This is a genomic window from Kitasatospora sp. NPDC086801, assembly GCF_044745805.1.
Classification (GTDB): domain Bacteria; phylum Actinomycetota; class Actinomycetes; order Streptomycetales; family Streptomycetaceae; genus Kitasatospora.
Window position 1 is genome coordinate 65528 of record NZ_JBIVAX010000006.1, and the last position, 25488, is coordinate 91015.

General features: G+C 74.9%; 27 protein-coding genes. 20 read left to right on the plus strand and 7 right to left on the minus strand.

What is annotated here, in order from left to right; translation table 11 throughout:
* The first annotated feature begins 36 nt into the window (after positions 1–36).
* Genes ACIPLC_RS10180 through ACIPLC_RS10190 form a run of 3 tightly spaced genes read left to right on the plus strand, consistent with a single transcriptional unit; the run spans position 37 to position 2319 of the window.
* A complete protein-coding gene (locus ACIPLC_RS10180) occupies positions 37–585 on the plus strand; it encodes a MarR family winged helix-turn-helix transcriptional regulator (RefSeq protein ID WP_400472497.1) in 549 nt (182 codons plus the stop codon).
* Positions 585–1454: an ABC transporter ATP-binding protein gene (locus tag ACIPLC_RS10185; RefSeq protein WP_400472498.1), complete on the plus strand. Its 870-nt coding sequence runs from the start codon at positions 585–587 to the stop codon at positions 1452–1454. The genes ACIPLC_RS10180 and ACIPLC_RS10185 overlap by 1 nt, the downstream gene beginning before the upstream one ends.
* Positions 1414–2319, plus strand: a complete 906-nt coding sequence (locus ACIPLC_RS10190; RefSeq protein ID WP_400472499.1) for an ABC transporter permease — start codon at positions 1414–1416, stop codon at positions 2317–2319. Before ACIPLC_RS10185 ends, ACIPLC_RS10190 begins: the two co-directional genes overlap by 41 nt.
* Before the next feature lie 70 nt (positions 2320–2389).
* Here ACIPLC_RS10190 and ACIPLC_RS10195 read toward each other — a convergent pair whose 3' ends face one another.
* On the minus strand, positions 2390–3163 hold the full coding sequence (locus ACIPLC_RS10195; RefSeq protein ID WP_400472500.1) for an alpha/beta hydrolase: 774 nt from the start codon (positions 3161–3163) through the stop codon (positions 2390–2392).
* A gap of 201 nt (positions 3164–3364) precedes the next feature.
* Here ACIPLC_RS10195 and ACIPLC_RS10200 point away from each other — a divergent pair, with 201 nt between their 5' ends.
* Entirely contained in the window at positions 3365–4183 is an 819-nt protein-coding gene (locus ACIPLC_RS10200; RefSeq protein WP_400472501.1) for a hypothetical protein, read from the plus strand.
* 12 nt (positions 4184–4195) lie between these two features.
* On the opposite strand, the gene ACIPLC_RS10205 is transcribed toward ACIPLC_RS10200, so the two are convergent.
* Positions 4196–4549 carry a DUF6401 family natural product biosynthesis protein gene (locus ACIPLC_RS10205; protein ID WP_400472502.1) on the minus strand — a complete coding sequence of 118 codons (354 nt, stop codon included), beginning with the start codon at positions 4547–4549 and terminating at the stop codon, positions 4196–4198.
* 166 nt (positions 4550–4715) lie between these two features.
* On the opposite strand from ACIPLC_RS10205, the gene ACIPLC_RS10210 reads away from it, so the two are divergent.
* The 3 genes from ACIPLC_RS10210 (at position 4716) to ACIPLC_RS10220 (ending at position 7476) form a co-directional block, all read left to right on the plus strand.
* A complete protein-coding gene (locus ACIPLC_RS10210; protein WP_400472503.1) occupies positions 4716–5642 on the plus strand; it encodes an LLM class F420-dependent oxidoreductase in 927 nt (308 codons plus the stop codon).
* A gap of 119 nt (positions 5643–5761) precedes the next feature.
* Positions 5762–6418, plus strand: a complete 657-nt coding sequence (locus tag ACIPLC_RS10215; RefSeq protein ID WP_400472504.1) for an AAA family ATPase — start codon at positions 5762–5764, stop codon at positions 6416–6418.
* 77 nt (positions 6419–6495) lie between these two features.
* Positions 6496–7476 (plus strand): zinc metalloprotease, encoded by a 981-nt coding sequence (locus tag ACIPLC_RS10220; RefSeq protein WP_400472505.1) that lies wholly within the window; start codon positions 6496–6498, stop codon positions 7474–7476.
* A 1-nt stretch (position 7477) separates the two neighbouring features.
* Here the strand turns inward: ACIPLC_RS10220 and ACIPLC_RS10225 are convergent, their stop codons facing one another.
* Positions 7478–7876, minus strand: a complete 399-nt coding sequence (locus ACIPLC_RS10225) for a hypothetical protein (protein WP_400472506.1) — start codon at positions 7874–7876, stop codon at positions 7478–7480.
* A 160-nt stretch (positions 7877–8036) separates the two neighbouring features.
* Between ACIPLC_RS10225 and ACIPLC_RS10230 the strand changes: the two genes are divergently transcribed.
* Together ACIPLC_RS10230 and ACIPLC_RS10235 are read left to right on the plus strand one after the other, a co-directional pair.
* Positions 8037–8492: a universal stress protein gene (locus tag ACIPLC_RS10230; protein WP_400472507.1), complete on the plus strand. Its 456-nt coding sequence runs from the start codon at positions 8037–8039 to the stop codon at positions 8490–8492.
* Positions 8493–8534: 42 nt separating this feature from the next.
* Entirely contained in the window at positions 8535–9392 is an 858-nt protein-coding gene (locus ACIPLC_RS10235) for a DNA-formamidopyrimidine glycosylase family protein (protein WP_400472508.1), read from the plus strand.
* Here the strand turns inward: ACIPLC_RS10235 and ACIPLC_RS10240 are convergent.
* The 3 genes from ACIPLC_RS10240 to ACIPLC_RS10250 all read right to left on the minus strand — a co-directional run bounded on the left by ACIPLC_RS10240 (position 9340) and on the right by ACIPLC_RS10250 (position 11878).
* Positions 9340–9975 (minus strand): uridine kinase, encoded by a 636-nt coding sequence (locus ACIPLC_RS10240; protein WP_400472509.1) that lies wholly within the window; start codon positions 9973–9975, stop codon positions 9340–9342. The two genes, ACIPLC_RS10235 and ACIPLC_RS10240, sit on opposite strands and share 53 nt — an antisense overlap.
* Positions 9976–10053: 78 nt before the next feature.
* Positions 10054–11349, minus strand: coding sequence for a PQQ-binding-like beta-propeller repeat protein (locus tag ACIPLC_RS10245; protein ID WP_400472510.1), 1296 nt, complete (start codon positions 11347–11349; stop codon positions 10054–10056).
* 199 nt (positions 11350–11548) lie between these two features.
* Positions 11549–11878 carry a DUF4326 domain-containing protein gene (locus ACIPLC_RS10250; RefSeq protein WP_400472511.1) on the minus strand — a complete coding sequence of 110 codons (330 nt, stop codon included), beginning with the start codon at positions 11876–11878 and terminating at the stop codon, positions 11549–11551.
* Between the two features lie 91 nt (positions 11879–11969).
* Between ACIPLC_RS10250 and ACIPLC_RS10255 the strand changes: the two genes are divergently transcribed.
* The 10 genes from ACIPLC_RS10255 to ACIPLC_RS10300 all read left to right on the plus strand — a co-directional run bounded on the left by ACIPLC_RS10255 (position 11970) and on the right by ACIPLC_RS10300 (position 24314).
* Entirely contained in the window at positions 11970–14483 is a 2514-nt protein-coding gene (locus ACIPLC_RS10255; protein ID WP_400472512.1) for a SpoIIE family protein phosphatase, read from the plus strand.
* Positions 14484–14587: 104 nt separating this feature from the next.
* Positions 14588–16240: a sensor histidine kinase gene (locus tag ACIPLC_RS10260; RefSeq protein WP_400472687.1), complete on the plus strand. Its 1653-nt coding sequence runs from the start codon at positions 14588–14590 to the stop codon at positions 16238–16240.
* Positions 16241–16318: 78 nt separating this feature from the next.
* Complete coding sequence (locus ACIPLC_RS10265) at positions 16319–16987, plus strand: response regulator (protein ID WP_400472513.1); 669 nt, start codon at positions 16319–16321, stop codon at positions 16985–16987.
* 552 nt (positions 16988–17539) lie between these two features.
* Positions 17540–18310, plus strand: coding sequence for a transglycosylase family protein (locus ACIPLC_RS10270; protein WP_400472514.1), 771 nt, complete (start codon positions 17540–17542; stop codon positions 18308–18310).
* A gap of 342 nt (positions 18311–18652) precedes the next feature.
* On the plus strand, positions 18653–19408 hold the full coding sequence (locus tag ACIPLC_RS10275; protein ID WP_400472515.1) for an SDR family NAD(P)-dependent oxidoreductase: 756 nt from the start codon (positions 18653–18655) through the stop codon (positions 19406–19408).
* Positions 19409–19615: 207 nt separating this feature from the next.
* Positions 19616–20218, plus strand: coding sequence for a TIGR03086 family metal-binding protein (locus ACIPLC_RS10280; protein WP_400472516.1), 603 nt, complete (start codon positions 19616–19618; stop codon positions 20216–20218).
* A 170-nt stretch (positions 20219–20388) separates the two neighbouring features.
* Entirely contained in the window at positions 20389–21771 is a 1383-nt protein-coding gene (locus ACIPLC_RS10285; protein ID WP_400472517.1) for a DUF2079 domain-containing protein, read from the plus strand.
* Positions 21772–21870: 99 nt separating this feature from the next.
* The gene (locus ACIPLC_RS10290; protein WP_400472518.1) at positions 21871–22278 is read left to right on the plus strand and encodes a GntR family transcriptional regulator; all 408 of its coding nucleotides are present in this window, start codon (positions 21871–21873) and stop codon (positions 22276–22278) included.
* 30 nt (positions 22279–22308) lie between these two features.
* Entirely contained in the window at positions 22309–23271 is a 963-nt protein-coding gene (locus ACIPLC_RS10295) for an ABC transporter ATP-binding protein (protein WP_400472519.1), read from the plus strand.
* Positions 23268–24314, plus strand: a complete 1047-nt coding sequence (locus ACIPLC_RS10300) for a hypothetical protein (protein ID WP_400472520.1) — start codon at positions 23268–23270, stop codon at positions 24312–24314. Before ACIPLC_RS10295 ends, ACIPLC_RS10300 begins: the two co-directional genes overlap by 4 nt.
* Before the next feature lie 28 nt (positions 24315–24342).
* On the opposite strand, the gene ACIPLC_RS10305 is transcribed toward ACIPLC_RS10300, so the two are convergent.
* On the minus strand, positions 24343–24795 hold the full coding sequence (locus tag ACIPLC_RS10305; protein WP_400472521.1) for a hypothetical protein: 453 nt from the start codon (positions 24793–24795) through the stop codon (positions 24343–24345).
* Positions 24796–24865: 70 nt separating this feature from the next.
* On the opposite strand from ACIPLC_RS10305, the gene ACIPLC_RS10310 reads away from it, so the two are divergent.
* Positions 24866–25438, plus strand: coding sequence for a hypothetical protein (locus tag ACIPLC_RS10310; RefSeq protein WP_400472522.1), 573 nt, complete (start codon positions 24866–24868; stop codon positions 25436–25438).
* Positions 25439–25488 lie beyond the last annotated feature (50 nt).

Below are 25488 nucleotides of genomic sequence, written 5' to 3' on the forward strand. Positions count from 1 at the left end.
GACGGATACCTCTCACTGAGAGCTAAAATCGAAGGTATGAGTGCGACACCGGAAACGCTCACCCCCGCACCGGCCGTCGACCTTCCGACGACCCCCGGCCCCGACGTGGCCGACGAACTCTCCGCCCTGCTGGTCGGCATCCAGCGCCTGGTCCGCCGCCAGCTGCGGCAGGGGCTCACCGAGCCGCGGCTGCGCGGGGCGCAGATCGAACTGCTCCGCCTGGTGACGGACACCCCCGGGCTGCGGGTCTCCGACGCGGCCGAGGAACTGTGCCTGGCCGGCAACTCGGTCTCCACCCTGGTCAACCAGCTGGTCGCGCTGCGGCTGCTGCGCCGCGAGGTGGACCCGGCCGACCGCCGGGCCGCCCTGCTGTACGCCACCGACGAGGCGGTCGAACGCCTCGCGGTCTGGCGGGCCCGGCGCACCGCGCTGGTGGGGGAGGTGGTGGCCGGGCTGCCCGCCGACTCCCGGGCGGCCCTGGCCGCCGCACTGCCCGCGCTGCGCGACGTGGCGACGGGCCTGCGCACCCGGCCGGATGAGCCGGATGAGTCGGGGGAGCCGGGGGAGCCGGGGGAGGAGGAGTGATGACGTTCCCGGAGAACGGCGGCGACGAGGCGGTGGTCTGCCAGGGCCTGGAGTACACCTTCCACCACGGGCGCGGGAAGGGCACCAGCACCAAGGCCGTCGACGGTGTCGACCTGACCGTGCGCACCGGCGAGGTGTTCGGCCTGCTCGGCCCCAACGGCGCGGGCAAGACCACCACGATCCGGGCGATCACCACGCTGCTCCCGGTCCGTGCCGGCATGGTGCGGGTCTTCGGCCACGACCCCGCCCGGCAGCGGATGGAGGTCCGCCGGCTGCTCGGCTACGTGCCGCAGCAGCTGTCCGCGGACGCCGGGCTGACCGGTCGGGAGAACGTCGCGCTGTTCGCCCGCGTCTTCGACGTGTCGCACGGCGAGCGCCGCGAGCGGGTCGCCCAGGCGCTGGCCGCCGTCGACCTCGCCGAGGCGGCCGACCGGATGGCAGGCACCTACTCCGGCGGCATGGTCCGCCGGCTGGAGCTCGCCCAGGCCCTGGTCAGCGCCCCGCGCCTGCTGGTGATGGACGAGCCCACCATCGGTCTGGACCCGATCGCCCGCACCGGCGTCTGGGAGTGCGTCGAGGCGGTCCGGCAGGCCACCGGGATGACCGTGCTGGTCACCACCCACTACATGGACGAGGCCGACCGGTACTGCGACCGGATCGCCCTGATGGACCGCGGCCGGATCCGCGCGCTCGGCACCACCGAGGAGCTGAAGACCATGGTCCGCGAGCAGGATCCGCAGCACACCGACCCCAGTCTGGACGACGTGTTCCGCCACTTCGCGGGCCGCGACCTGGCCCCCGGCGAGGCCCCGGGAGGAGAGTTCAGCGATGTCCGCCGTACCCGCCGCACCGCCTCCCGCGTCGGCTGAGCCTCCGGGCCCCGCCACCGCCACCGCCACCGCCGCTGCCACCGCGACCGTCGCCCGTCCCGATCTCGGCCTGTTGCTGGTCCCCCCGCGCGCCCGCACCGGCTGGCGGCTGGTGCCCGCCCGGACGCTGGCGATGTGCACCGTCGAGCTGCAGAAGCTCCGGCACGACCGCACGGAGCTCTACACCCGGGCCGTGCAGCCCGCACTGTGGCTGCTGATCTTCGGGGAGACCTTCACCCGGCTCAAGGCCATCCCCACCGGCGGCATCCCGTACCTGGACTACCTGGCCCCCGGGATCATCGCCCAGTCCGCGATGTTCATCGCGATCTTCTACGGCATCATGATCATCTGGGAGCGGGACTCCGGGGTGCTCACCAAGCTGCTGGTCACCCCCACCCCGCGCGCCGCGCTGGTGACCGGCAAGGCCTTCGCCGCCGGGGTGAAGGCGGTGATCCAGGCCGTCGTCGTGGTGGTGATCGCCGCCCTGCTGGGGGTCGCGATGACCTGGAACCCGCTGCGGCTGCTCGGCGTCGTGGTCGCCGTGCTGCTCGGCTCGGCGTTCTTCTCCTGCCTCTCGATGACCATCGCCGGCATCGTGCTCACCCGGGACCGCCTGATGGGCATCGGCCAGGCGATCACCATGCCGCTCTTCTTCGGCTCCAACGCCCTCTACCCGGTGGACCTGATGCCGGGCTGGCTCCAGGTGGTCAGCCGGGCCAACCCGCTCAGTTACCAGGTCGACGCCCTGCGCGGCCTGCTGATCGGCACCCGCGCCCACCTCCCGCTCGACTTCGCCGTCCTGACCGTGGCCACCGTGCTCGGCATCACCGCGGCCTCCGCCCTCCTCGGCCGCCTGGCCCGCTGAGGCCCCCGCCGTCGCGCCCCCGCACGTCCGACCGAGGCCCCCGCGCTCCCGGCTCCGGCCCGCGCGGGGGTCAGTCGCGCGGCTGGCGGGGGAGGGCGAGGGTGAGGGCCTCGGGGGAGGCGGGCGGGAGGGCGAGGGCGGAGGCGGTTTCGGCGGGGAGCGGGCGCAGGCCGAGCAGGGCGGTGGCCAGGCGGGTGGTGGCCCGGTGCCAGTCCGGGATGCGCTGGAGCATCGCGTGGCCGCTGCCGGTGACGGTGTAGCCGCAGACGCGGGCGCCGGCGGCCCGGCTGCGGGCGGCGAAGGCACGGGTCTCGGCGGGCGGGGTGACCTTGTCCCGGTCGCCGTGCAGCAGCAGCACGTCCCGCCCGGCCAGCTGTTCGCACGGGTCCTCGGCCGGGCACCAGGGGGCGAGGGCGACCAGGCCGGTGACGGCCGGGTGACCGCCGGCCCGCAGGGCCGCGCGCCCGCCCATCGAGTGCCCGATCAGGACGGTCGGCACCTCGCCCAGCTCCCGGGCCAACTCGTCGAGGGCGGCGAGGGCGTCCCGGGCGGCGTCGGCGCGCTGCCCGTTCCAGCCCCGGTGGCGGTAGCGGACGGTGCCCACGGCCACGTCGGCGCCGGCGGTGTCCTTGGCGAGGGAGCGCAGGAAGCCGTGCATCCGCAGCAGCGGCAGGTTGACCGGCCCGGGCCGGGAGAGGCTGTGCTCCTCGCCGCCGTGCAGGACCAGGACGGCGGCGCGCGCCGCCTCGGGCCGTACCCGCCAGCGCAGTGCCGGGTGCCCGGCCGTGCCGCCTGCCGTCGTGCTGTCGGCCGTCGTGCCGCCGTCCACCGTGTCGCTGCTCACACCCGCACCGTCCCGTCCCGTCCCGCCCCCGTCCCGTGCCTCTTGAACATCACTTTACGCGGGGCGTCTACGGGCCCGATTCACCCGAGGGGAGCAGCCCGGGGACCAGGCGCGCGCGGGCCGGGCGGGGGGCTGCTATTCACGAAGGGTGGGGGGTCGCCCGCGCCGCTCGTGGCGCCGTGTCACCGAGTGGAGGACTCCGTGGCTCAGCAGCTCGCACTCTCCGTGGACTTCGGATCGGGTTTCACCGATGCCTGGTCCAAGATCGCGAAATTCATTCCGCAGTTCATCGCCTTCCTGGCGATCCTGGTCATCGGCTGGATCGTGGCGAAGGCGATCGCCAAGGTCCTGGACCGCGTGCTGCGCCGGGTCGGCTCGGAGAAGGTCGCCGAGCGGGCCGGGATGGCCCGCCACCTGAGCGGGTCGAAGTACGACATGACCGGCATCATCTGCAAGATCGTCTACTACGCGGTCCTGCTGATGGTGCTGCAACTGGCGTTCGGTGTCTTCGGGCCCAACCCGATCAGCGTGATGATCCACAGCATCGTCGCCTGGCTGCCCAAGGGCATCGTGGCGGTCGTGATCGTGGTGGTCGCGATGGCCATCGCCAACGGCGTCCGCGACATCGTGCGCAACGCGCTCTCCGGTGCCTCGTACGGCCGGACGGTCTCCACGCTGGCCTGGGCGTTCATCGTGGCGCTGGGCGTGATCGCGGCGCTCGGCCAGGCCGGGATCGCCACCGCGATCACCGGTCCGGTGCTGATCGCGGGGCTCGCCACCATCACCGGCGTGCTGGTGGTGGGTGTCGGCGGCGGCCTGATCACGCCGATGCGCCAGCGCTGGGAGCGCTGGCTGAACAGCGCCGAGCAGGAGACCGCCAAGCTGCGCGGCAGCGCCTACCAGGCGGGCCGGGCGGACGCGCTGGCCAACCAGCCGGTCCGGCCGACCACCCAGGCCGCCCCGGGCACCCCGCCGCCGCCCGGCATCGACCCGGGCCGCCCGGGCGACCAGCCGCGCTAGCGCGGTTGCGGTTCAGGCCCGCAGCAGGTCCTGCTCGCGCACCAGCCAGCAGATCGCGGTCAGCCGGTGCACCGCGTAGTCGTACCCCACCGGTTCCCGCCAGCCGATCTCGGTGAGCGCGTCCAGGAAACCGAGCGCGTAGTCCGACAGTTCCTCACGGTCCAGGGGCCGGGGCGTCAGCTCCGGCCCCTGCGCGTCCAGCAGTTCGCGCAGCATCGCGGTGTGCTGGTCGACCATCGCGACGAAGCCGGGCTCGAAGGCGAACTCGGCCAGCCGGGGCGTGAACGCGGCGACGATGCCGGGCAGCGGGCAGCCGGCCGGCTCGTCGGGGGAGCGCCGGAAGGACTCGTCGGGGGTGGCGAACATCCGTCCACGGTAGGCGAGCCGACCGCCCGGACCGGCAGGTCGTGACGGTTCCGTACTGAGACCTTGGCCACCTCGGGGCGTGTCTTCGCACTCGCCCCGAGCAGGTTCGGCGGCTTGGCCGGTTCTCTGCGCCGATCCACGGGTGGTCTGTACCAGAATGGTCCGCATGGATCTCCGCATCTTCACCGAACCGCAGCAGGGCGCGAGCTACGACACCCTCCTGACGGTCGCCCGGGCCGCCGAGGACCTGGGCGTCTTCAGCGCCTTCTTCCGCTCCGACCACTACCTGAAGATGGGCGACGTCGACGGCCTGCCCGGGCCGACCGACGCCTGGATCACCCTGGCCGGCCTCGCCCGCGACACCCGCACCATCCGCCTCGGCACCCTGATGACGGCCGCCACCTTCCGCCTGCCCGGCGTCACCGCGATCCAGGTCGCCCAGGTGGACGCGATGAGCGGCGGCCGGGTCGAGTTCGGCCTCGGCGCCGGCTGGTACGAGGCCGAGCACGCCGCCTACGGCATCCCCTTCCCGAAGGAGAAGTTCGGGCGGCTGGAGGAGCAGCTGGCGATCATCACCGGCCTGTGGAACACCAAGCTCGGCGACACCTTCGACTTCGCCGGTGAGTACTACACGCTGACCGGCTCGCCGGCGCTGCCCAAGCCGGCCCAGGACCGGATCCCGGTGCTGGTCGGCGGGCTCGGCCCGAAGCGGACCCCGGCGCTGGCCGCCCGCTTCGCCGACGAGTTCAACCTGCCGTTCGCCTCGGTGGAGGACAGCGCCGCCCAGTTCGGCCGGGTCAAGGCCGCCGTCGAGCAGGCCGGACGCTCGGTCGGCGACCTGGTGTACTCCAACGCGCTGGTGGCCTGCGTCGGCCGCGACGACGCCGAGGTGGCCCGCCGGGCGGCCGTGATCGGCCGGGACGTGGACGAGCTGAAGGCCAACGGCCTGGCCGGCACCCCGGACGAGGTCGCCGAGAGGATCGGCCGGTACGCGGCCGTCGGCAGCGAGCGGATCTACCTGCAGATCCTGGACCTGGACGACCTCGACCACCTGGAGCTCATCGCCTCCCGGGTCGCCCCCCAGCTCGGCTGACCGGCCCGCACGACACGCCCTGATCCGGCACCGGCCGGCCGGGCCCGGTGACCACCGCTCTTTACTCGTTCTTGGGAATGCGTAATGCTCCCAGGGAGGGAAGGGCGGGGGGAGGACCGGTGACCAGGACGAGAACGGCGGAGGCGGCGGCACCCCGGGTGCCGCCGCCCCGCCCCGCCGCCCCGCAGGCCTTACGGGTGCAGCCGGGCCTGCACGACCTGCGGGCCGGCCCCGCCCCGGCGGCGCTGCACTACCCCGCCGGCGACCTGCTGGTCGTCTCCGGGCTGCCCGGCAGCGGCAAGAGCACCCTGATGCACCGCTGCGTGCGCGCCCCGCTGGTCGACTCCCAGCTGGTCCGCGAGGAGTACGCGGCCAGGCTGCCCGGCCGCCTCCCGTACGCCCTCTACCGCCCGCTGGCGCGGATCGCGCACTACCGGCGGCTGCGGCGCGCGGTGCTGGCCGGCGGGCCGCTCGCGGTCCACGACTGCGGCTCGCTGTCCTGGGTGCGGGCCTGGCTGACCCGCACCGCCGCCCGGCAGGGCCGCCGGGTGCACCTGCTGCTGCTGGACGCCGAACCGGCCGAGGCGCGGGAGGGGCAGCAGAGCCGGGGGCAGAGCGTCTCCCGCTACGCCTTCGCCCGGCACCGGGCCGCCGTCGACGGGCTGCGGCGCCGGCTCACCGGGGCGGGACGGCCGCCGGAGGGCTGTGCGTCGGCCGTGGTACTCGACCGGGCCGCCGCGCGCGCCCTGCGGGAGATCGTCTTCATCGCGTCGTAGTCTCGGCGAGTCCGCGCCGAGCCGGGCGGGCCCGGGGCGCGGCCGACACTCCGTCAACTCCCTTGTCAGGAGCGCAGATGCGCCGTACTGCCCGGGTGCGCTCGCGTGCCCCCCGCCTGTTCCCCTGTGCGGCCGCGCTGGTCGCGGCCGCCGGCCTCGGCCAGTTCGCCGCCCCGGCCCCGCACCCCGCCGCCGCGACTGCCGCGACCACCGCGACGGCGGCCTGTGCGGGGTCCGACTCCGACGCCGCCGCCCGCAAGCCGGCCGGCAGCCAGGCCGGCCGGGACCCGAACGCCGTCACCCCGGCCCAGGCCCGGGCCATGCAGGCGGACCTCGACGACCGGCTCGCTCAACTCGCCTCCGCCCACGCCCGGGTCGGCGCCCCGACGACCGTCCCGGTCTTCGTCCACGTGATCCACGCCGGGGACACCGGCCGCCTCGACGGGGGCGTCGTCGCCGCGCAGATCGACCACCTCAACGCGACCTACGGCGGCCAGGGCGACGGCAACACCCCCAGCCAGTTCCACTTCGAGCTGGCCGGCACGGACTACACCGACAACGCCTCCTGGTACAACGGCATCACCCCCGGTTCCGGGGCCGAGAGGGAGATGAAGACCGCGCTGCGCAAGGGCGACGCGGGCACCCTCAACCTCTACACCGCCAAGCTCGGCCAGTCCCTGCTCGGCTGGTCGACCTTCCCGAGCGCTTACCGCTCGAACCCCGCCGACGACGGCGTGGTCGTCCTCGACACCTCCCTGCCGGGCGGCAGCGCCGCCCACTACAACGAGGGCAGCACCGCCACCCACGAGATCGGCCACTGGTTCGGGCTCTTCCACACCTTCCAGGGCGGCTGCATGGCCCCGGGCGACTACGTGGACGACACCCCGGCCGAGCGCAGCCCCGCCTACGGCTGCCCCGAGGGCCGCCACACCTGCACCGGGCCCGGGCTGGACCCGATCCACAACTTCATGGACTACAGCTACGACTCCTGCATGAGCCAGTTCACCCCCGGTCAGGTCCAGCGGATGGCCGACTCCTGGGCCGCGTACCGGAGTTGAGTCAGCACCGGGTGTTGATGTAGAGGAGCGTCCGGCCGTCCGCGGCGACGAACTCGTACGCCTGGTGCGAGGGTGGATCGGGAGCGTCGAACCGGTCCCTGACCTCCAGCCAGGCGGCCGGGCGCTCCTCGGGTGCAAGCAGGACCGGGACCAGGGCGTCGGGGAAGTCCTGGTGCCAGGCGCCCAGCGTCATCGCGTCGGCCTCCACGGCCAACCGCTTTGCCCTGCGCGGGTGCAGCGGACCGCGTGCCAGCCGCCAGCGGCAGCCGTCGGCGTCCACGAAACCGCCTGCGGCGAGCGGGTGCGGGCCCAGTGGGAACCCGTCGTCCTCCTCCCGGGGCGGCAGGGCGACGAGGAGGTCGGCGAAGCCGCCGGTGCGGCGGCGGGGCTTGCTCGGCATCCGGACATCCTCGCAGAAGCGCGGCTCGGCCGGGGTCAGCCGCCCTCGATCTGAATGTGAAATGCCGATCATGGCGTGGCAAATACCGGCTACATGTCCGATTTGATCTATGTTCGGGGTGTCGGGACCGAGCAGGAACTGAGCGCCAAGGAGTAACGCCATGAGTGCCAACCCCCGGATCGTCGTCGGCGTGGACGGCTCGCCCGCCTCGGAGCAGGCGCTGCGCTGGGCAGTCGACTACGCACGGGCCGTCGGCGGGACCATCAACGCGATCGCCGCCTGGGAGTACCCGGCGTTCTACGGCTGGGCCGCGCCGAGCGTGCCGTCCGCCGAGGTCTTCAACCCCGAGGAACTGGCTGGCAAGACCCTCTCCGACACCGTCGTCAGGGTCGTCGGCGACGACCCGGGCGTGCGGATCAGTGAGAGCGTGATGCCCGGCAACGCCGCCCAGGCCCTGCTGGAGGCCGCCAACGGCGCCGCGCTGCTCGTCGTCGGCAGCCGCGGCCTCGGGGGCTTCTCCGGCGTGCTGCTCGGCTCGGTCAGCCGCCACCTCACCGAGCACGCGCCCTGCCCGGTCGTGGTCGTCCGCGAGGGCCAGGTGGCCGAAGGCGAGTAGTGCGCCGCCCCGCCGGGCCGCCGCGCGGTGGAGGATGGAGACATGCCAGAAGGTGACTCCGTCTACCGCGCGGCGGCCCGGCTGCACGAGGTCCTCGCCGGGCAGGTGCTGACCAGCGCCGACCTGCGGGTGCCCGCGCACGCCACCGCCGCACTCGCCGGCCGCCGGGTGCTGGAGGTCGTCCCGCGCGGCAAGCACCTGCTCACCCGCCTCGAAGGCGGCCTCACGCTGCACACCCACCTGAGGATGGACGGTCGCTGGGAGGTCTACCGGCCCGGCGAGCGCTGGGTCGGCGGCCCCGCCTGGCAGATCCGCGCCGTGCTCGGCACCGAGCGGGGCACCGCCGTCGGCTACCGGCTGCCCGTCGTCGACCTGCTGCGCACCACCGACGAGCAGCGCGCCGTCGGCCACCTCGGCCCCGACCTGCTCGGTGCCGACTGGGACCCGGTGGAGGCCGTCCGCCGACTGCTCGCCCACCCCGGCCGCCCGCTCGCCGAGGCGCTGCTCGACCAGCGCAACCTCGCCGGCATCGGCAACGTCTACGCCGCCGAACTCTGCTACCTGGCCGGCGTCACCCCGTGGACCGAGGTCGGCCAACTCCCGCGCCCTGACCGGCTGGTGGCGCGGGCCCGGGACCTCCTCGACGCCAACCGGCTGCGCCCCGGCCACGTCACCACCGGCGACACCCGGCGCGGCCACCAGCACTGGGTCTACGGCCGGGCCGGCCGCCCCTGCCCGCGCTGCGGCACCCTCGTCCGGACCGCCCGCCAGGGCGCGCCCCCGCAGGACCGGGTGGCGTACTGGTGCCCCTACTGCCAGCGTGGCCCGGCCCCGGCCGGTACGGGCGTCAGGCCCGCTCGACCAGGGCCGGGTGACGAGGGTCGTCCACCCGCACGGTGACGTCGGCGGCCTCGGTCGGGCCGGTCTCCGCCTCGTAGCGGGCGAAGGCGGGCAGCGTCCACTGCTGGTCGGCGGGCGTGCGGCGGGCCAGGGCGGTCGGGGTGAGCGCGAGGTGGACGGTCAGCTCCAGCGGCAGCCAGCGCCCGAGCAGCAGCGCGCCGTCCAGCACCAGCACGCCGCCGGGCGGCAGTTCGGCGTACGCGGCGCGGGTCGCGCGGTCCGTCACCGGGTCGCGCAGCGAGGGCAGGACGCGGCCGCTGGCGCCGGGCTCCAGCGGGTCCAGCACCTCGCGCAGCAGGGCGCGGTCGTCCAGCCAGAGGTCGTGGAAGGCGTCCGCGTCCTGGTGGCCGTACTCCAGCCGGATCGAGGCCGGGCGCAGGAAGTCCGCCGCCGACACCCGCAGCGCGGGGCGGCCGCGCAGCCGCAGCGGTTCCAGCAGGGCGTCGGCGAGCAGGTCGGGGCGGGCGGCGGGCGCGCCGTCCACCGCGACCCGTAGCCACCGGTCGCCGGAGCCGGGCAGCGCGGTGATGCGGTCGGCGAGCAGTTCGGCCAGCCGGTCGGGGGAGATCGGGTGTACCTGCATCGGGCCATCCTGTCGTGCCGGTGGTGCCGGGCGGTGCCGGTGGTGCTTGGTGCCGGTGGTGCCGGTGGTGCCGGGCGGTCAGGTGAGCGGGAGGGCGTGCAGGACGTCGTCGTGGCCGGCGTAGAGGTGGTCCGCGTCGGTGGCGAGCGACCAGACGTCCTTACCGGGGCCCGAGTCGAGGAACGTCCAGCGCGGCGTGCCGCTCGCGGTGTCGATCGCGCACACCCCGGCCGCCGCCGGACCGGGGACGAACAGCGTGCCGCCGGCCACCAGCGGATGGCTGCGGAGGTCCAGCAGGAACGGCAGCCGGTAGGACCACTGGAGTGCGCCGGTGACCGCGTCGTGCCCGGTGACCAGGCCGTTGTCGCGGGTCAGGTAGACCCGCGGGCCGTCGGAGAGCGGGGGCATCGCCCGCCACGACTCGCCCCGGGCGGGGGAGACCGTCCAGGCCGGCTCGCCGCCGGGGCGCAGCGCGCGGACGCCGCCGGCGCCGTCGGGGACGTAGACGTTCACCGGACCGCCGACGCACCAGCTCAGGTCCCAGCCGGGAGCCGTCCACAGCTCCCGGCCGTCGGCGGCGTCCCGGACCACCAACTCGGTGCGGTCGCCCAGGTTGCGCAGGCACGGGAGACGGCCGCCGGGCGCGGCGACCGGGGTGAACGGCCGCTCGTTCCGGTCGATGGAGAGGTGCCACAGCACCGAGCGGTCCGCGACCCGGACGGCGAAGAGCCGGCCGTTCGGTGTCGAGCTCGCCAGCCCCCAGTCCCAGACGTAGCCGTACAGGATGCCGTCGTCGGTGCCGGACAGCAGGACGGTGCCCTGAAGGTCGTCGGGCAGCGGCAGGCTCCAGTCGGCGGCGGGGTCGCCGAGGTGGCGGGCGTCCAGGTGGCCCGGGGAGGTGGTGAAGAGCCGGTCCGGCCCGAGCACCACCTTGCCCAGCACCTCCACGTCGCTCGGCCAGTTCGCGCGGGGCGGGTCGAAGGTGAGCAGCCGCGCGGGCTCGCCGGTGGCCGGGTCCAGGACCTGGAGCCCGGCCCGGGACAGGAACACCGGCCGGGTCGGCGGGCCGGCCAGCCGCTCCGGGGTCATCGCCTCCGGCCCCCAGTACGTCCACAGCGGGGTCGGCCCGGACAGCGCGGTCGGCTGCGGCCTCGGCGGCGGAGCCGGCTGGTCCGCGCCCGAACGGCCGAACGCCCACACCGCCGCGCCCGCCGCCAGCACCCCGGCCCCCGCCAGCACCCCGCGCCGGCTCGGCCGCGGCCAGCCCCCGCCCCCGCCGACCACGTCCGCGGGCTCCCGTTCGGTGCCGTCCGCCTCTCCGTCCCACTGCCACGACGCCTCGCGCACGGGCCCCTCGGACGACGGCGACTGCATACCGGCTCCCACCTCCCCCGGGGCGCCCCACGCGCCACCACTCGCCCGGAGGATATCGAACAGTCCCCGAACCAACCGAAGCCCCGACCGGGGCCGTACTGGGCTGAGGCCCTCAGCGCTGAGGCCCAGGGGAGGTACGGCGTGGCTGGTGCCGTACGCGGTGGAGGCCGAGCCCTCCGGGCTGTGAGGCGTCCGCGCGTCAGTGCTGCGGCGGGTGGTCGGCGAGGTCGGCGAGGACGTCGGCGTGGCAGGGGAGGGGCGCGCACCAGCAGCCGAGGCGGTGGCCGCGCAGGGGCGGGACGAGGGCGAGCAGGTCGGGGCGGGCGAGGAGGTAGGCGCGGTACTCGGCGACCATCCGCTCGCGGGTGAGGTCGGGGCCGGGGCGGTAGGGGCAGTGCAGCGGGGAGTCGGGCAGGTGCCAGCCGCCGCGGTGCATGGCGCGGCCGACGTAGACGACGTCGGCGTGGCCGGGGTCGTCACGGTGGCCCTTGAGGTTGACCACGGTGGTGCGGCCGGGGGTGGTCGGCATGCCGACCATGCTGGCGCAACCGGGGCCGACGGGCACCCGGGGCCCCGGGGCTCGCCTTGACACGCCCCGGGGCCCGGCGTAGCAAAAGAGCATGCGCCATCCGCACGCGGGCGGCCGCGACCGGGCGATGCGGCCCGGCCCGCACCGGCCGCAGGAGCCCGGCGCCGCCCCGGCGGCGGTGGAGCGGGACGACCTGCTGGCGGGCGCCGTCCGCCGGGCGCTCGGCGGCACCGGGGCGTACGGGGCGATGGTGTACCTGCGGTCGAGGGACCGCCGCTCGCTGGTGCTCTGCACGATCGCGGGCGTACCGCTGTCGATCATGAGCCCGTTCCGGCGGATCGCCGCCGCCGGCCCGCTGCCCGTCGCCGTCAGCTTCCGCACCGGGCGGTCCATCACCCTCGCCGACACCGAGGACACCATGCGGCGCTTCCCGCAGCTCGCGGTCGGCATGCCGTACGACTTCGCCTCCGCCTGCGTGCCGGTGGCCGGCGGCGAGGAGCGGTTCGGGGTGCTCAGCGTGTTCTGGCCGGCCTCCGACGACGGCGTCCCGGAGGACGCTCCGCCGCGGCTGGCGGAGGTGGCCGAGCGGCTGGCCGCCGGGTTGGCGGGCCTGGCGGCGGCCGGGCACCCCGTGGAGCCGGGCGGCGACGCGGCCGTGGTCGAGCTGCCGCCGCCCTCCGCACCGACCTCCCGGGTCGGGCTGTTCGACTGGAACGTCGCCACCGGGGCGCTGGCCGCCGACGAGCAGTTCCTCGCGATCTTCGGAGTCGGACCCGGCGAGTTCGACGGTACGGTGGCCGCCCTCCGCAGCCGGATCGCCCCCGGCGACCTGCCCGAGTTCCGGGCCGCCGCCCGGATCGCCCTGGCCCGGGGCGAGGTGCTGGCGGCCAAGGTCCGGGTGCTCGGGCCGGACGGCCGCCCCTACCCCGTGGAGCTCTGGGCGCGGGTGCCCGCGGCGATCTCGGACGGCCGCACCCATCTGGTCGGCGCCGTCCTCGACGCCCGCACCCTCACCGCGGCCGCGGCCGCCGTCGAGCGGCTGCGCGAGGGCGTCTTCTCGCTCGACCCGGACGGCCGGATCAGCTACGCCAACCGCGGCACCGAGCCACTGCTCCAGGCGCGCCGCGAGGACCTGGTCGGCCACCACCTGTGGGACGTGCTGCCCTGGCTCGCCGACCCCTTCTTCGAGAACCGCTACCGGGCCGCCCTGCTCTCCCAGCAGCCCACCGCCTTCCTGGCCGCCCGCCCGCCGGACGGCTGGCTCGCCTTCTCGCTCTACCCCGACACGCACGGCGTCACCGGCAGGGTGGTGGCCGCCGACGCCCCGCCGGGCGCGGCCGAACCGCAGGCCGCACCCCCGCCGCCCGCGGCCCGCGACGGCACCCGGACCGACGCCCCCACCGGCGTCGGCGGCACCTACCACCTGCTCCAGCTCGCCAGCGCGCTCACCGAGGCCGTCAGCGTGCGCGACGTCTGCCGGGCGGTGGCCGAGGAGATCCTGCCGGCCTTCGGCGGCCAGGAGCTCGCCATCTACGGGGTGCGCGACAAGCACCTGCACCTGATCTCGCAGACCGGCTACCCGGACGGCTTCCTGGACGCCTTCGAGGGCACCCCGGTCGCCGCCCGCATCCCCGGCGCGGAGACGCTGAGCACCGGCACCCCGATCTTCTTCGAGTCGGTCCGCGAGCTCGCCGCCGCCTACCCCGGCATCGCGCTCGACGAGATGGGCGCCTGGGCCTTCCTGCCGCTGATCGCCTCCGGCCACCCGGTCGGCAGCTGCATCCTCGGCTTCGACCGGCCGCGACCCTTCACCGTCGAGGACCGAGGCCTGCTCACCGCCCTCGGCGGCTTCATCGCCCAGGCCCTGGAACGGGCCCGGCTGTACGACGCCGAGTTCGCCCTGGCCCGGGGCCTCCAGCAGGCGCTGCTGCCGCACCGCCTCCCGGACGTGCCCGGCATCCGGATCGCCGCCCGCTACCTGCCCGGCACCCAGGGCATGGAGATCGGCGGCGACTGGTACGACGCGATCGTCACCGACGGGGACGTCACCCTGGTGATCGGCGACGTCGAGGGCCACAGCGTCGGCGCGGCCGCCACCATGGGCCAGCTGCGCAGCGCCGTCCGCGCCTTCGCCACCGGCGACGACCCGCCCGACCAGGTGCTCGCCCGCACCAACCGGCTCCTCCTCGACCTCGACCCCGGGCTGCTCGCCAGCTGCTGCCTGGTCCGCCTCACCCCCGCCGACGGCTCCGCCCGGATCGCCCGGGCCGGGCACCTGCCGCCGGTGCTGCGCCGCCCGGACGGGCGGGCCGAGGCGCTGTACGTGCCGGGCGGGCCGCTGCTGGGCGTGGCGGAGCGGGCCGAGTACCCGGTCAGCGAGCTGCGCCTGGCGCCCGGCACGGTGGTCGCGCTGTACACGGACGGGCTGGTGGAGGATCCGGCGGTGGCGATCGACCAGGGGGTGGACCGGCTGCGGGCCGCGCTCGCCCGCGGCGGGGCGCAGGGGCCGGACGGGCTGGAGCTGCTGGCGGACCGGATCCTGCGCGAGGTCGGCCCCTCGCACCGGGTGGACGACGTGGCGTTGCTGCTCACGGCCTTCGGCTAGGACACGCCCAGGGCGTGTGAGCGGCGACTTTCGTCGGTGGCGGGGGCGACGAACGGTGGCGGCGGCCGGGTGGGGCGGCCCGATAGCCTCGACGGGTGGATGCGATGGCACGGGTCTGGAAGAAGGCGGTACGGACGGCGTTTCCCGGGCCCTGGCCGCCCCGGCGGGTGGCGGGCCAGGGCACGCTCGCCCTGGTGATGGGCGGGGTCGCGGCCCTGCTGGAGGTGGCCGCGGGCTCCGGCCACCCGGTCCTGCTGGGGCTGGGGGTCGCGCTGCTGTCGTTGCTGCGGCCGGCCTTCCCGGCGACGGTGCTGGTGCTCACCTCGGCCGCGACCGGCTGGGCCGCCGGGCCGCTGCCGCTGCTGGTCTGCGCGGGCTGGTCGGCCGGGGCGAGGCTGCGCCGGGTGACCGCACTGGTCGGCACCTTCGTGCTGAGCTGGGCGCTGTTCATGGTGACCGGGGTGCTGAAGGACGCCGGCTCGGCCTCGCCCAAGCTGATCGTCGGGCTCTCGCTCGGCGGCTTCCTGCTGGTCGCCGTGCTGCCCGCGCTGTGGGGCCGCTACCGGGCGCAGCGCCACGCCCTGCTGGACGCGCTGCGCGAGCGCAACGACCAACTGCTGCGCGAGCGCGTGATGGTGGTGCACCAGGCCCGGCTGCGCGAGCGGCACCGGATCGCCCAGGACATGCACGACAGCCTGGGCCATCAGCTCGCGCTGATCTCCGTGCACTCCGGCGCGCTGGAGGTGGACCGCACGCTCAACGACCGGCAGCGCGAGGCGGTCGGGGTGCTGCGGCAGGCGGCGGTCGCGGCGATGCGCGAGCTGCGCGAGGTGGTCGGCGTCCTGCACGACGAGTCGACGGCGGTGCCGCCGGTGGCGGCGGGTGCGGCGCCGGCCCGGGGCGGGGTGGACGGGATCGAGGGGCTGGTCGAATCCTCGCGGGCGGCCGGGGCGCTGGTCTCCTTCTCCCGGGAGGGCGAGCCGCGCCCGCTGGGCGCCGCGGTGGACCACGCGGCGTACCGGATGGTGCAGGAGGCACTCACCAACGCGCACAAGCACGCCCCCGGCGCGCCGATCACCGTCGCGCTCCGGTACGAGCCGGACGCGCTGGTGGTGGAGGTGGTCAACCCGTCTGCGCCGGAGTCCGTGGGCGTGCGCGCCGGCGCGGGCCCGGCGGTCAGCGGTGGTCAGGGGCTGACCGGCCTGCGCGAGCGGGCCCGGCTGGTCGGCGGCATGGTGCACGCCGGGCCGACGCCGGACCAGGGGTTCCGGCTGGCCGGCGTGCTGCCGTACGAGGGGGCGGAGGGCGCGGGTGACGGGGGCGCGGCGATCGCCGGGGTCGACGACTGGGTGCTGGACGGCCTGCCGCCGGTGGCCGGGGTGGAGGGCGGGCGGCGCAGTCCGGCGATCGGCTGCGCGGTCGGGGTGGGGGCGGTCGGCCTGACCGTCCTGGGGCTGCTGATCTGGGGCGTGGTGGCCTTCGTCCAGGGCACCGACGAGGCGACGGTGCAGAAGTCGGTGTACGACGAGCTGGAGATCGGCACGCCCGAGGCCGACGTGCTGCACCGGCTGCCGCCGGGGAACTCCTTCTTCACCGACGACTACCGGGGCAGCGGGCCGAAGACCCCGGAGGGCTCGCACTGCCGCTGGTACCTGTCCGCCGACCTCAGCGACGCCTGGGGCCAGGACAACGTGATGCGGTTCTGCTTCAAGGACGGGGCGCTGGTGGAGAAGGAGCACTACCTCACGAAGTCCTGACCGGGTGGAACGCGGTGTTCGACCGGGATGTGAGGATGGTGTTCCTGCCGCAGCACCGTTCGAGGGGAATGACCAGCCGTGATCCGAGTCCTCGTCGCCGACGACGAGCCGCTCATCCGCGCCGGGATCAGGATGATCCTGGGCTCTGCCGCCGACATCGAGGTGGTCGCCGAGGCCGCCGACGGGCGGGAGGCGCTGGAGCTGGCCCGGGCGCACCGGGTGGACGTGGTGCTGCTGGACATCCAGATGCCGGTGATGGACGGGCTGACGGCGCTCGGGGAGCTGCCGAAGGTCGCCCCCGGCGCGCGGGCGCTGATTCTCACCACCTTCGGGGAGCGCGAGAACGTCCTGCGCGCCGTGACCGAGGGCGGCGCCGGATTCCTGCTCAAGGACACCGCGCCGCACGAGCTGATCCAGGCGGTGCGCGCGGCGGCCGGCGGGAACGCCTTCCTGTCCCCGGCCGCCACCCGGCACATCGTCGACTCGCTGGCCTCCGGTCGCAGCGGTTCGGCGGCCGCCCGCGGCGCGGAGGCCCGGCGCCGGCTGGAGGTGCTGACGGCGCGCGAGCTGGAGGTGCTGGCGCTGCTCGGTGAGGGGCTGTCCAACGCGGACGCGGGGGCGCGGATCCACATGAGCGAGGCGACGGTGAAGACGTACGTCAGCCGGATCCTGGCCAAGTTGGGCTGCGAGAACCGGGTGCAGGCGGCGCTGTTGGCGCGGGACGCGGAGCTCGGCGCCCGGGACTGAGCGCGTCCGTCCGGTCGTGGAGCGTGTCGGGTGTGGTGAATGCCACCCGGCGGCGGTGCGGAACAGGGAACTCCGGCTTCGGCGGTGACGGTACGTCAACTCATGCTCGCGGTGGGTGGATGGTGTGCTCGGCCTCACAGGTGGACAGAGGTGAACGGGGGCGTGAAAGTTGATCATTTGATCTTGAAAATGCGGTCAAACCTGGTCGAACTGGGCACGCCCCCTTGATCAATACCGCCGGTAACAGTCAACTGACCTGCGGAGACCAAGAATTGCTTGCTGCACCCCGAGGTGGCCCGTAGCTTCATTGGCGGTGCAACGAGCACCACCCGGGTTCACCCCGACGCACGGCCCGCCGACCTGACCCCCGGCGCGAGGGCCGTGCCCGCCGACGCGACCAGCTCGAACAGGTCGTCGGCGAGTGGAGGTGGCCGGGGCGGCACGGCGCGTCCCACACGTGTCCGGCCGCCCATCGAGCGAGGTGAGCGCGACGACCGGCCCGTCATGGGTCTGGTTCCGCCTGCCCGCCCGGGGCTTGCCGAGAGGACTTATATGACTTCCCGTCACGAGACCGCCGCTGCCACCGACACCACCGCCACCAAGCGCAACCGCGTGCGGATGGCGGTCGTCGCGGGTGCCGCCGTCGCGGCCCTGCCGGTGGCCGGCCTCGTCACGGCCACCTCGGCCTCCGCCGCGACCACCTCCAGCTGGGACTCCGTCGCCCAGTGCGAGAGCGGCGGCAACTGGAGCACCAGCACCGGCAACGGCTTCTCCGGCGGACTGCAGTTCACCCCCAGCACCTGGAAGGCGTACGGCGGCACCGCCTACGCCCCCCAGGCCCACCAGGCCAGCAAGGCGCAGCAGATCACGGTCGCCGAGAAGGTCCTCGCCTCGCAGGGGCCCGGCGCGTGGCCGGTCTGCTCGCAGAAGGCCGGACTGAGCAAGGGCGGCGCCCCGGCCGCCGTCGACCCCTCGGACACCACGCCGTCGAAGCCGGCCGCCAAGCCGGCGTCCAAGGCCCAGACGTCCAAGACCCAGGCGTCCAAGACCCAGGCGTCGCAGGCCCAGCAGGCGCCCAAGAGCAAGCAGGCGCCGAAGCAGCAGGAGGCGTCGAAGCCGCAGCAGTCGGCCAAGCCGGCGCAGTCGGCGCCGACCTCGGAGAAGAACACCTCCAGCGGCGGCTACACCGTCAAGAGCGGCGACACGCTGAGCGGCATCGCGGCCAAGTTCGGCACCGACACCGACAGCCTGTACGGCAAGAACGTCCGCACCATCGGCGGCGACCCGGACCTCATCTTCCCGGGCCAGACCCTGACTGTCTGACACCTCCTCGCACCCGCGCCGAGCGGCCGCCCCTCCCCGGGGTCGGCCGCTCGGCCCGGTGCGTTGCCGGTGCGTTGCCGGTGCGTTGCCGGGGCAGGCGCGAGGGGGCCGGACCGCACGGGGCGGCCGGCGGTCGGCTCGTACGACCGGGAGGGGGCGCGCGAGCGGGCGTGAGGCCGTGTGCGTGGGCGCTTCGGGTGGTAGTTGAACGTTGAACGCGACGTCTGAATACCGCCGGAGCTTTCCGGCGCCGCAGCCCAGGATCGAGTCATGTCCGAGATCGGAACCGGGGGTTCTGATCGGAACGAGTCGGATCACATCCGAATGAGGAGTTCTGGAGATATGACGATGAACGGTGCGGCGAAGCTCGACGGCAAGGTGGCCCTGGTGACCGGCGGCAGCCGGGGGATCGGGGCGGCGGTCGCGCTGCGGCTGGCCGAGGACGGCGCCGACGTCGCCCTGACCTACCAGGGCGGGGCCGAGCGGGCCGAGGAGGTCGCGGCGAAGATCACCGCGATGGGGCGTCGCGGCTGGGCGGTCCGCGCGGACAGCGCCGACCCGCAGGCGGTGCAGTCCGTGGTCGCGGAGGTCGCGGAGCGGTTCGGGCGGCTGGACGTCCTGGTGAACAACGCGGGCGTCGGCGTGCTCGGCCCGATCGGTGACCTGGCGCTCGACGACGTCGACCGGGTCCTGGAGGTGAACGTCCGGGCGCCGTTCCTGTTCGCCCAGGCCGCCTCCGCGCACCTGGCCGACGGCGGGCGGATTGTCACCATCGGCAGCTGCATCGCCAAGCGGGTCGCCTTCCCCGGCGCCACCCTCTACGCGACCAGCAAGGCGGCGGTGATCGGCCTGACCAAGGCGCTGGCCCGGGAGCTCGGCCCGCGCGGGATCACCGCGAACGTGGTCCACCCCGGCCCGATCGACACCGACATGAACCCGGTGGACGGTGAGGCCGCCGAGCTCCAGAGCAGCCTGACCGCACTCGGCCGCTTCGGCACGGGCGCGGACATCGCCGCCGCCGTCGCCTACCTGGCGGGCGAGGACGGCCGGTACGTCACGGGCGCGGAGCTCGCGGTGGACGGCGGGTTCGCGGCCTGACGGCTCGCGGGACGTCGCAGGACGTCGCGGTACGTCGCAGGACGTCGCGGCGCTTCGCCGTACGGAGACCGGCCCGGTGGTGCGACCGCCGGGCCGGTGTCGCGGCGGGCGGTCGTCGGTGGACGCGCTTACGATCGCCCGGTCCGAGCGGTGCTCCCGACCGCACCCGGCCACGCCGGCGACGCGCTCCCGACCGAGAGGTGTGCCATGACCGCAGCGGAAGACCCGATCGAGCTGCTCGCCCGGGCCCTCGCGCAGACCGCCGGGCTGATCGACGGCGTCGGCGTCGAGCTGGCCGGCCACCCGACGGCCTGCCGCTCCTGGGACGTCGGCGACCTGATCAGCCATCTGCTGTTCGACCTGCGGCAGTTCACCGTCCGGGCCGAGGGCGGGCAGCCGGACTGGTCGCAGCCCTTCGAGCGGGTGGAGGAGGACTGGCTGCACGCCTTCGAGGCCGGCGCCGAGGAGCTGGTCGACGCCTGGCGGGCGGCGGGCGACCTCACCGGGACGCTGGAGGCCCCGGGCGTCGGCGCGCTTCCGGCCCGCTTCCCGGTGGACCAGCAGATCGCCGAATTCGCCGTTCACGGCTGGGACTTGGCCCATGCCACCGGCCAGTCCACCGATGGGCTGGACCACGAGGTGGCCCTCGTCGCCCTGGCCTGGGCCCGTGGCGCCCTCGCGCCCGAGTACCGCGGCGCGGAGCAGGAGCGCCACGCCTTCGGCCTCGAGGTCGCCGTGCCCGAGGACGCCCCACCGTACGACCGGCTCGCCGGCTTCTTCGGCCGCGACCCGGAGGCCGTGCGGTCCTGAGGCCCGCTGAGTCGATCGGCTCCACCGGCTCCATCGGCTTCACAAAGCCCGCCTAGCGGACCGCATCCGGGCAGGTCAGAGGCCCGGTCGGCGCGGCCGGACCGGGGTTGACGACGGTGTGCCCTTCCACCACCCTTCCACTAATCGAATAGTGAAAGGGTACTTTGCCGATGCGCCTGTTCCGCCCGCCGCGTCGACCCGCCGTCCTGGCCTGGGGCCTGGCTGCGGGGTTCGCCGCGCTCTACGCCTGCGTCGCCGTCAACCGCTACCGGCGCGGCCTGAGCAAGGCCTATGACCTGGGCATCTTCGAGCAGGCCGTCCGCGCGTACGCGCACGGCCAGGCGCCGATCGTGCCGCTCAAGGGGCCCGGGTACCACCTGCTCGGGGACCACTTCCACCCGCTGATCGCCGTGCTCGCCCCGGTCTACCGGCTGTTTCCGGGAGCCGTCACCCTGCTGGTCGCACAGGCGCTGCTGATGGCGCTGGCGGTCGTGCCGCTCACCCGGTGGGCGTACGAGACGGGCGGGCCGCGGGTCGCGCTGGTGATCGGGTGCGTGACCGGGGCGTCCTGGGGGATCGTCCGGGCCGTCTGCGACGACTTCCACGAGATCGCCTTCGCCGTCCCGCTGTTGGCCTTCGCGGCCACCGCGCTCGGCCGGCGCCGCCACCTGGCCGCGGCGCTGTGGTCGCTGCCGCTGCTGCTGGTCAAGGAGGACCTCGGCCTGACCGTGGCCGCCTTCGGCGTGCTGATCGCCTGGCAGGCCCGCCGGGACCGGCGCGGCCCGCTGCCGGGGCTCGTGCTCGCGGGCGTCGGCGTCGCGGCCACCGTGCTCACCGTCACGGTGGTGCTGCCCTCGTTCAACCCGCACGGCGGGTTCGACTACTGGCAGCAGTTGGGCAGTGGCGGGCAGCCCTCGCCCTGGTCGCTGGCGGCCCGGGTCGGCTGGCCCCCGATCAAGTGGCTGCTGCTGTTCCTGCTCGCCGCGACGGCGGGCTTCCTCGGGCTGCGCTCGCCGCTGGTCCTGCTCTGCGCGCCCACCCTGGGCTGGCGGCTGCTCTCGGCCAACCCGCACTACTGGGGCGTCAGTTACCACTACAGCGCGGTGCTGATGCCGCTGGTGATCGCGGCCCTGGTGGACGCCCTCACCCGCACCGACCCGCGCCGGGCGCGGCGCGCGCTCGCCGTCAGCGCCCTGGTGGCGGCCGTGACGGTGCCGGTCTATCCGCTGCACGAGGTGGTGATGCCCGAGGCGTGGCGCACCTCGCCCCGGCTCGTGCACACCCGGGCGCTGCTCGGCTCGATACCCGACGGCGCGACCGTCGCCGCCTCCAACCGCCTCGCCGCGCAGCTGACCGGCCGGGCCACCGTCACCCTGGTCTGCCGGGAGCCGACCGGGCCGGGGCCCGAGTGGGTGGTGGTGGACCGGACGGACCCGAGCGTGCAGTCCCCGTGCGCGACCGCCGACACCGCCCGGATGCTGGTCGAGTACGAGCGGCGCGGCTACCGGCGGGTCGTCGACCAGGACTCCCTCGTGCTGCTGCAACGGCCCTGATCGTCCGCACGGCCCGGGGCCGCCCCCCGGTCCGGCTTGACCCGGGCGCCCCGGTGGGCCACCATTCCACTATTGCACTAGTGAAAGGTCGAATCGCGTGTGATCGAGTACCGCATCGAGCGGCGCAGCGGCGTCTCCACGTACCAGCAGATCGTCCAGCAGACCAAGCAGGCGCTGCGGCTCGGGCTGCTCCAGCCCGGGGACAAGCTGCCGACCGCGCGGGAGGTGGTCGAGCTCACCGCGATCAATCCCAACACCGTGCTGAAGGCCTACCGCGAACTGGAACGCGAGGGCCTGGTCGAGCCCCGGCCGGGGCTCGGCACCTTCGTCCGGCGCTCGCTCGCCCGGCCGGAGGCCGCCGCCGACGGGCCGCTGCGCGCGGACCTGGTCGGCTGGGTGGACCAGGCCCGCGGGGCCGGGCTGGAGCGTGAGGACATCGCCGCGCTGATGGCCTCCGTCCTGGAGCAGCGATTCGACACCGGGGTCTCCCCGGCAACACCGAGTTAAGGACAGCGGGGGGACCGGGTGAACGACCCGATGAACACACCACCGGCACCAGCGGGACCACCGGCACCACCGGCGCCGTGCGGCCCGGCGGCGCTCGCGGCCGACGGCCTGGGCAAGCGGTACCGGGGCGAGTGGGCGCTGCGCGACTGCACGTTCGCCGTCCCGGCCGGGCGGATCTGCGGGGTGGCTGGCCCCAACGGTGCGGGCAAGAGCACCCTGCTCGGCATCGCCGCCCGTCTGCTCACCCCCACCGAGGGCGAGCTGCGGGTGTTCGGTGAGCCCGCCGCCACCGAGGACCTGCGCGCCCGGGTCGCGTACGTGGCCCAGGACAAGCCGCTCTACCCCGGCTTCACGGTGGCCGAGACCCTGCGGCTCGGCCGGGAGCTGAACCCGGCCTGGGACCAGGGCCTCGCCGAACAGGTCATCGACCAGGGCGAGTTGAGGCCGAGGGCGAAGGTCGGCTCGCTCTCCGGCGGCCAGCGCACCCGCGTCGCCCTCGCGCTCGCCCTCGGCAAGCGCCCCGACCTGCTGCTGCTCGACGAGCCGATGTCCGACCTCGACCCGCTCGCCCGGCACCAGCTGATGGGCACCCTGATGGCCGAGGCCGCCGAGCGCGGCACCACCATCGTGGTCTCCTCGCACATCATCCCCGAACTGGACGGCGTCATCGACTACCTGCTGCTGGTGCAGTCGGGGCGGATCCGGCTCTGCGGCGACGTCGAGGACCTGCTGGACGGACACCAGCTGCTCACCGGCCCGGCCGGCAGCGCGCTCCCCGAGGACGTCCTGGTCGAGCAGCGCTCCACCGGCCGCCGGATCGACGCGCTGGTCCGCACCGGGGATGGGGATCCGGTGGACGGCCCCTGGGAGGGCAGCCGGCCGAGTCTGGAGGAACTGCTGCTCGGCTACCTCCGGACCCCGGCCGGCACCGCCCGGGCCGCCACCGGGTCGGGCCGGCAGGAGCAGACGACCGAGAACGGGATCGCCGCATGAGCACCAACGTCCTGGCCGACCGCGCCACCACCGCGGCGCCACCGCGCGAGCAGCGGGCCGGGCGCCGCCCGGGCGGGCTGCTCTGGCTGAGCCGGCGCCAGAGCCGCACCGCGCTGTGGGCGATCGCCGCACTGCTCGTCGCCGGTTCGGCCGCCCTGCTCTGGCTGCACTTCTCCCTCCAGCCGCTGATGGCGGATCTGCGCCGGGCCGAGTGCTACAACCCGACCAGCTGGGCCGACGCCGGCTGCCGGGGCATGCTCTCGCCCGTCACCCGTCGCACCTACCTGTACACCGCGTGGGTCCAGCCGGTCTTCGTCGCCCTCCCCCTGCTGATCGGCATGTTCCTCGGCGCCCCGATGCTCGCCCAGGAGTACGAGCGCGGCACCGTCCGCCTCGTCTGGGCCCAGTCCGTCAGCCCGCTGCGCTGGCTCACCGCGCGGATCGCCCTGCCCGGGCTGGCGGTGCTGACCGCCAGTGGGGTGCTCGCCGTCCTGGCGACCTGGGTGTGGAGCGCGGACATCGTGCACCGCCCGTTCGCCTTCGATCCGCCGTTCCAGGGCCTCACCTACCCCGTCCTCGGGGTGGTGCCGGTCGCCTGGTCGCTGTTCGCGCTGGCGCTGGGCCTGCTGGTCGGGCAGGTGCTGCGGCGCACGGTGGCCTCGGTCCTGGTCACCGGCGTGCTGCTGGCGGTCACCCACGGCGTGCTCCGGTGGGGCCGCCCCTCCTTCTACCCGTCGGTCAGGGAGATGACCCCGCGCGGCACCTATTTCGGTCAGCCCGACAACGCGTGGCTGGTCGACCACGGGTACGTACTCCCGGACGGCCGGTGGGTCTCGAGCGAGTTCTGCTGGGACGGCGAGCGGACGCGGGGCTGCGAGAACGCCACGGGCAACTGGATCGAGTACCACCCCGTCGGGCACTTCGTGCCGATCCAGCTCGTCGAGACCGGGATCCTGGTGGCGCTCACCGCCGTGGCGCTGGCGGTGCTCTTCCTCCGGGTGCGGCGGGACGGCAACTCGCTGCGGGCGACCCGGCGGGTCTGACGTCCGGCGTCGTGGCCCCGGTCGGGCGTCAGTCGCGGCTCCAGCGGACCTCGATCTCCGGGAAGCGCGGCGACGGGCCGTCGAGGAGGGGTGCCGGGCGGCCGCGCAGGAAGTGGTCGACGAAGGCCAGGGTGTAGGCCCGGGTGACGGCGGTCGCCCGGGCGGGGTCGAGGGTGCCGAGCAGACGGGCGTAGGCGTCGGCGGGGATGCGGCCCGGCAGGTTGCCGGGGAGGGCGGTGTGCGGCAGGTCGGTGAAACTCAGGTGTCCGGCGCCGAGGGTCTGCAACTGGCGCCCCCAGGCGTGCTGGTGGCTGCGCCAGCGCTGCCAGGTCTCGTGGTCGGCGAGGGAGGTGAGCAGGAGGAAGGGCCGGTCCAGGCCGAGGTCCGCAACGGGCGAGCCGAACAGGCCGCCGTCCAGGTTGAGGCCGATCCGGAACCGCTCGTCCTGGCGCAGCGCCTCCGCGGCCGCCGAGCCGCCCATCGAGTGGCCGAGCGCGCCGATCCGGTCCTCGTCGATCCGGAAGCGATCTCGGCGGCGCGTCAGTTCGGTGGTGACGAAGCGGAGGTCGGCGACCCGGGCGGCGATCTCGGCGGCGCGTCAGTTCGGTGGTGACGAAGCGGAGGTCGGCGACCCGGGCGGCGATCTCGCGGCGCTCGGAGGCCTCCCAGTCGGCCGGCTCGTCCTCCAGCACGGTGCGCACCAGGCGGCCGTCCGGGAACTCGACGGCGAGGGCGTCGTAGGTGTGGTCGACCGACGCGACGAGGTAGCCGTGTGCGGCCAGCTCCTCGGCCAGCGCGGTGCAGTTGCTGCGCGCGCCGGTGCGGCCGTGGCCGAGCAACAGCAGCGGGAGCGGGCCGGGGAGCGCGGGCGCGTCGGTGCGGGCGGTGGCGCGGACGGCCGCGATGGTGCCCGGATCCAGCGACAGGCGCTGGTCGAGCACGGCGGCGACCCGGGGCGTGGTGTAGGGCGCGCGGGGGCGGCCGGCGGTGGTGCGGGCCGGGTACCAGAGCTGCACCATCAGTTCACGTGGGCCGGCGGCGGGCACGAACGGGTCCGCGCGGGCGTGGTCGATCAGGTGCAGGGTGGTGGTGCCGACCGGGCGCCCGGTGGTGGGGGCGGGTAGGTCGATGGTGCGCGGCCGGGTGGCCTGGGCGGGCCCGGCGGGCAGCAGGG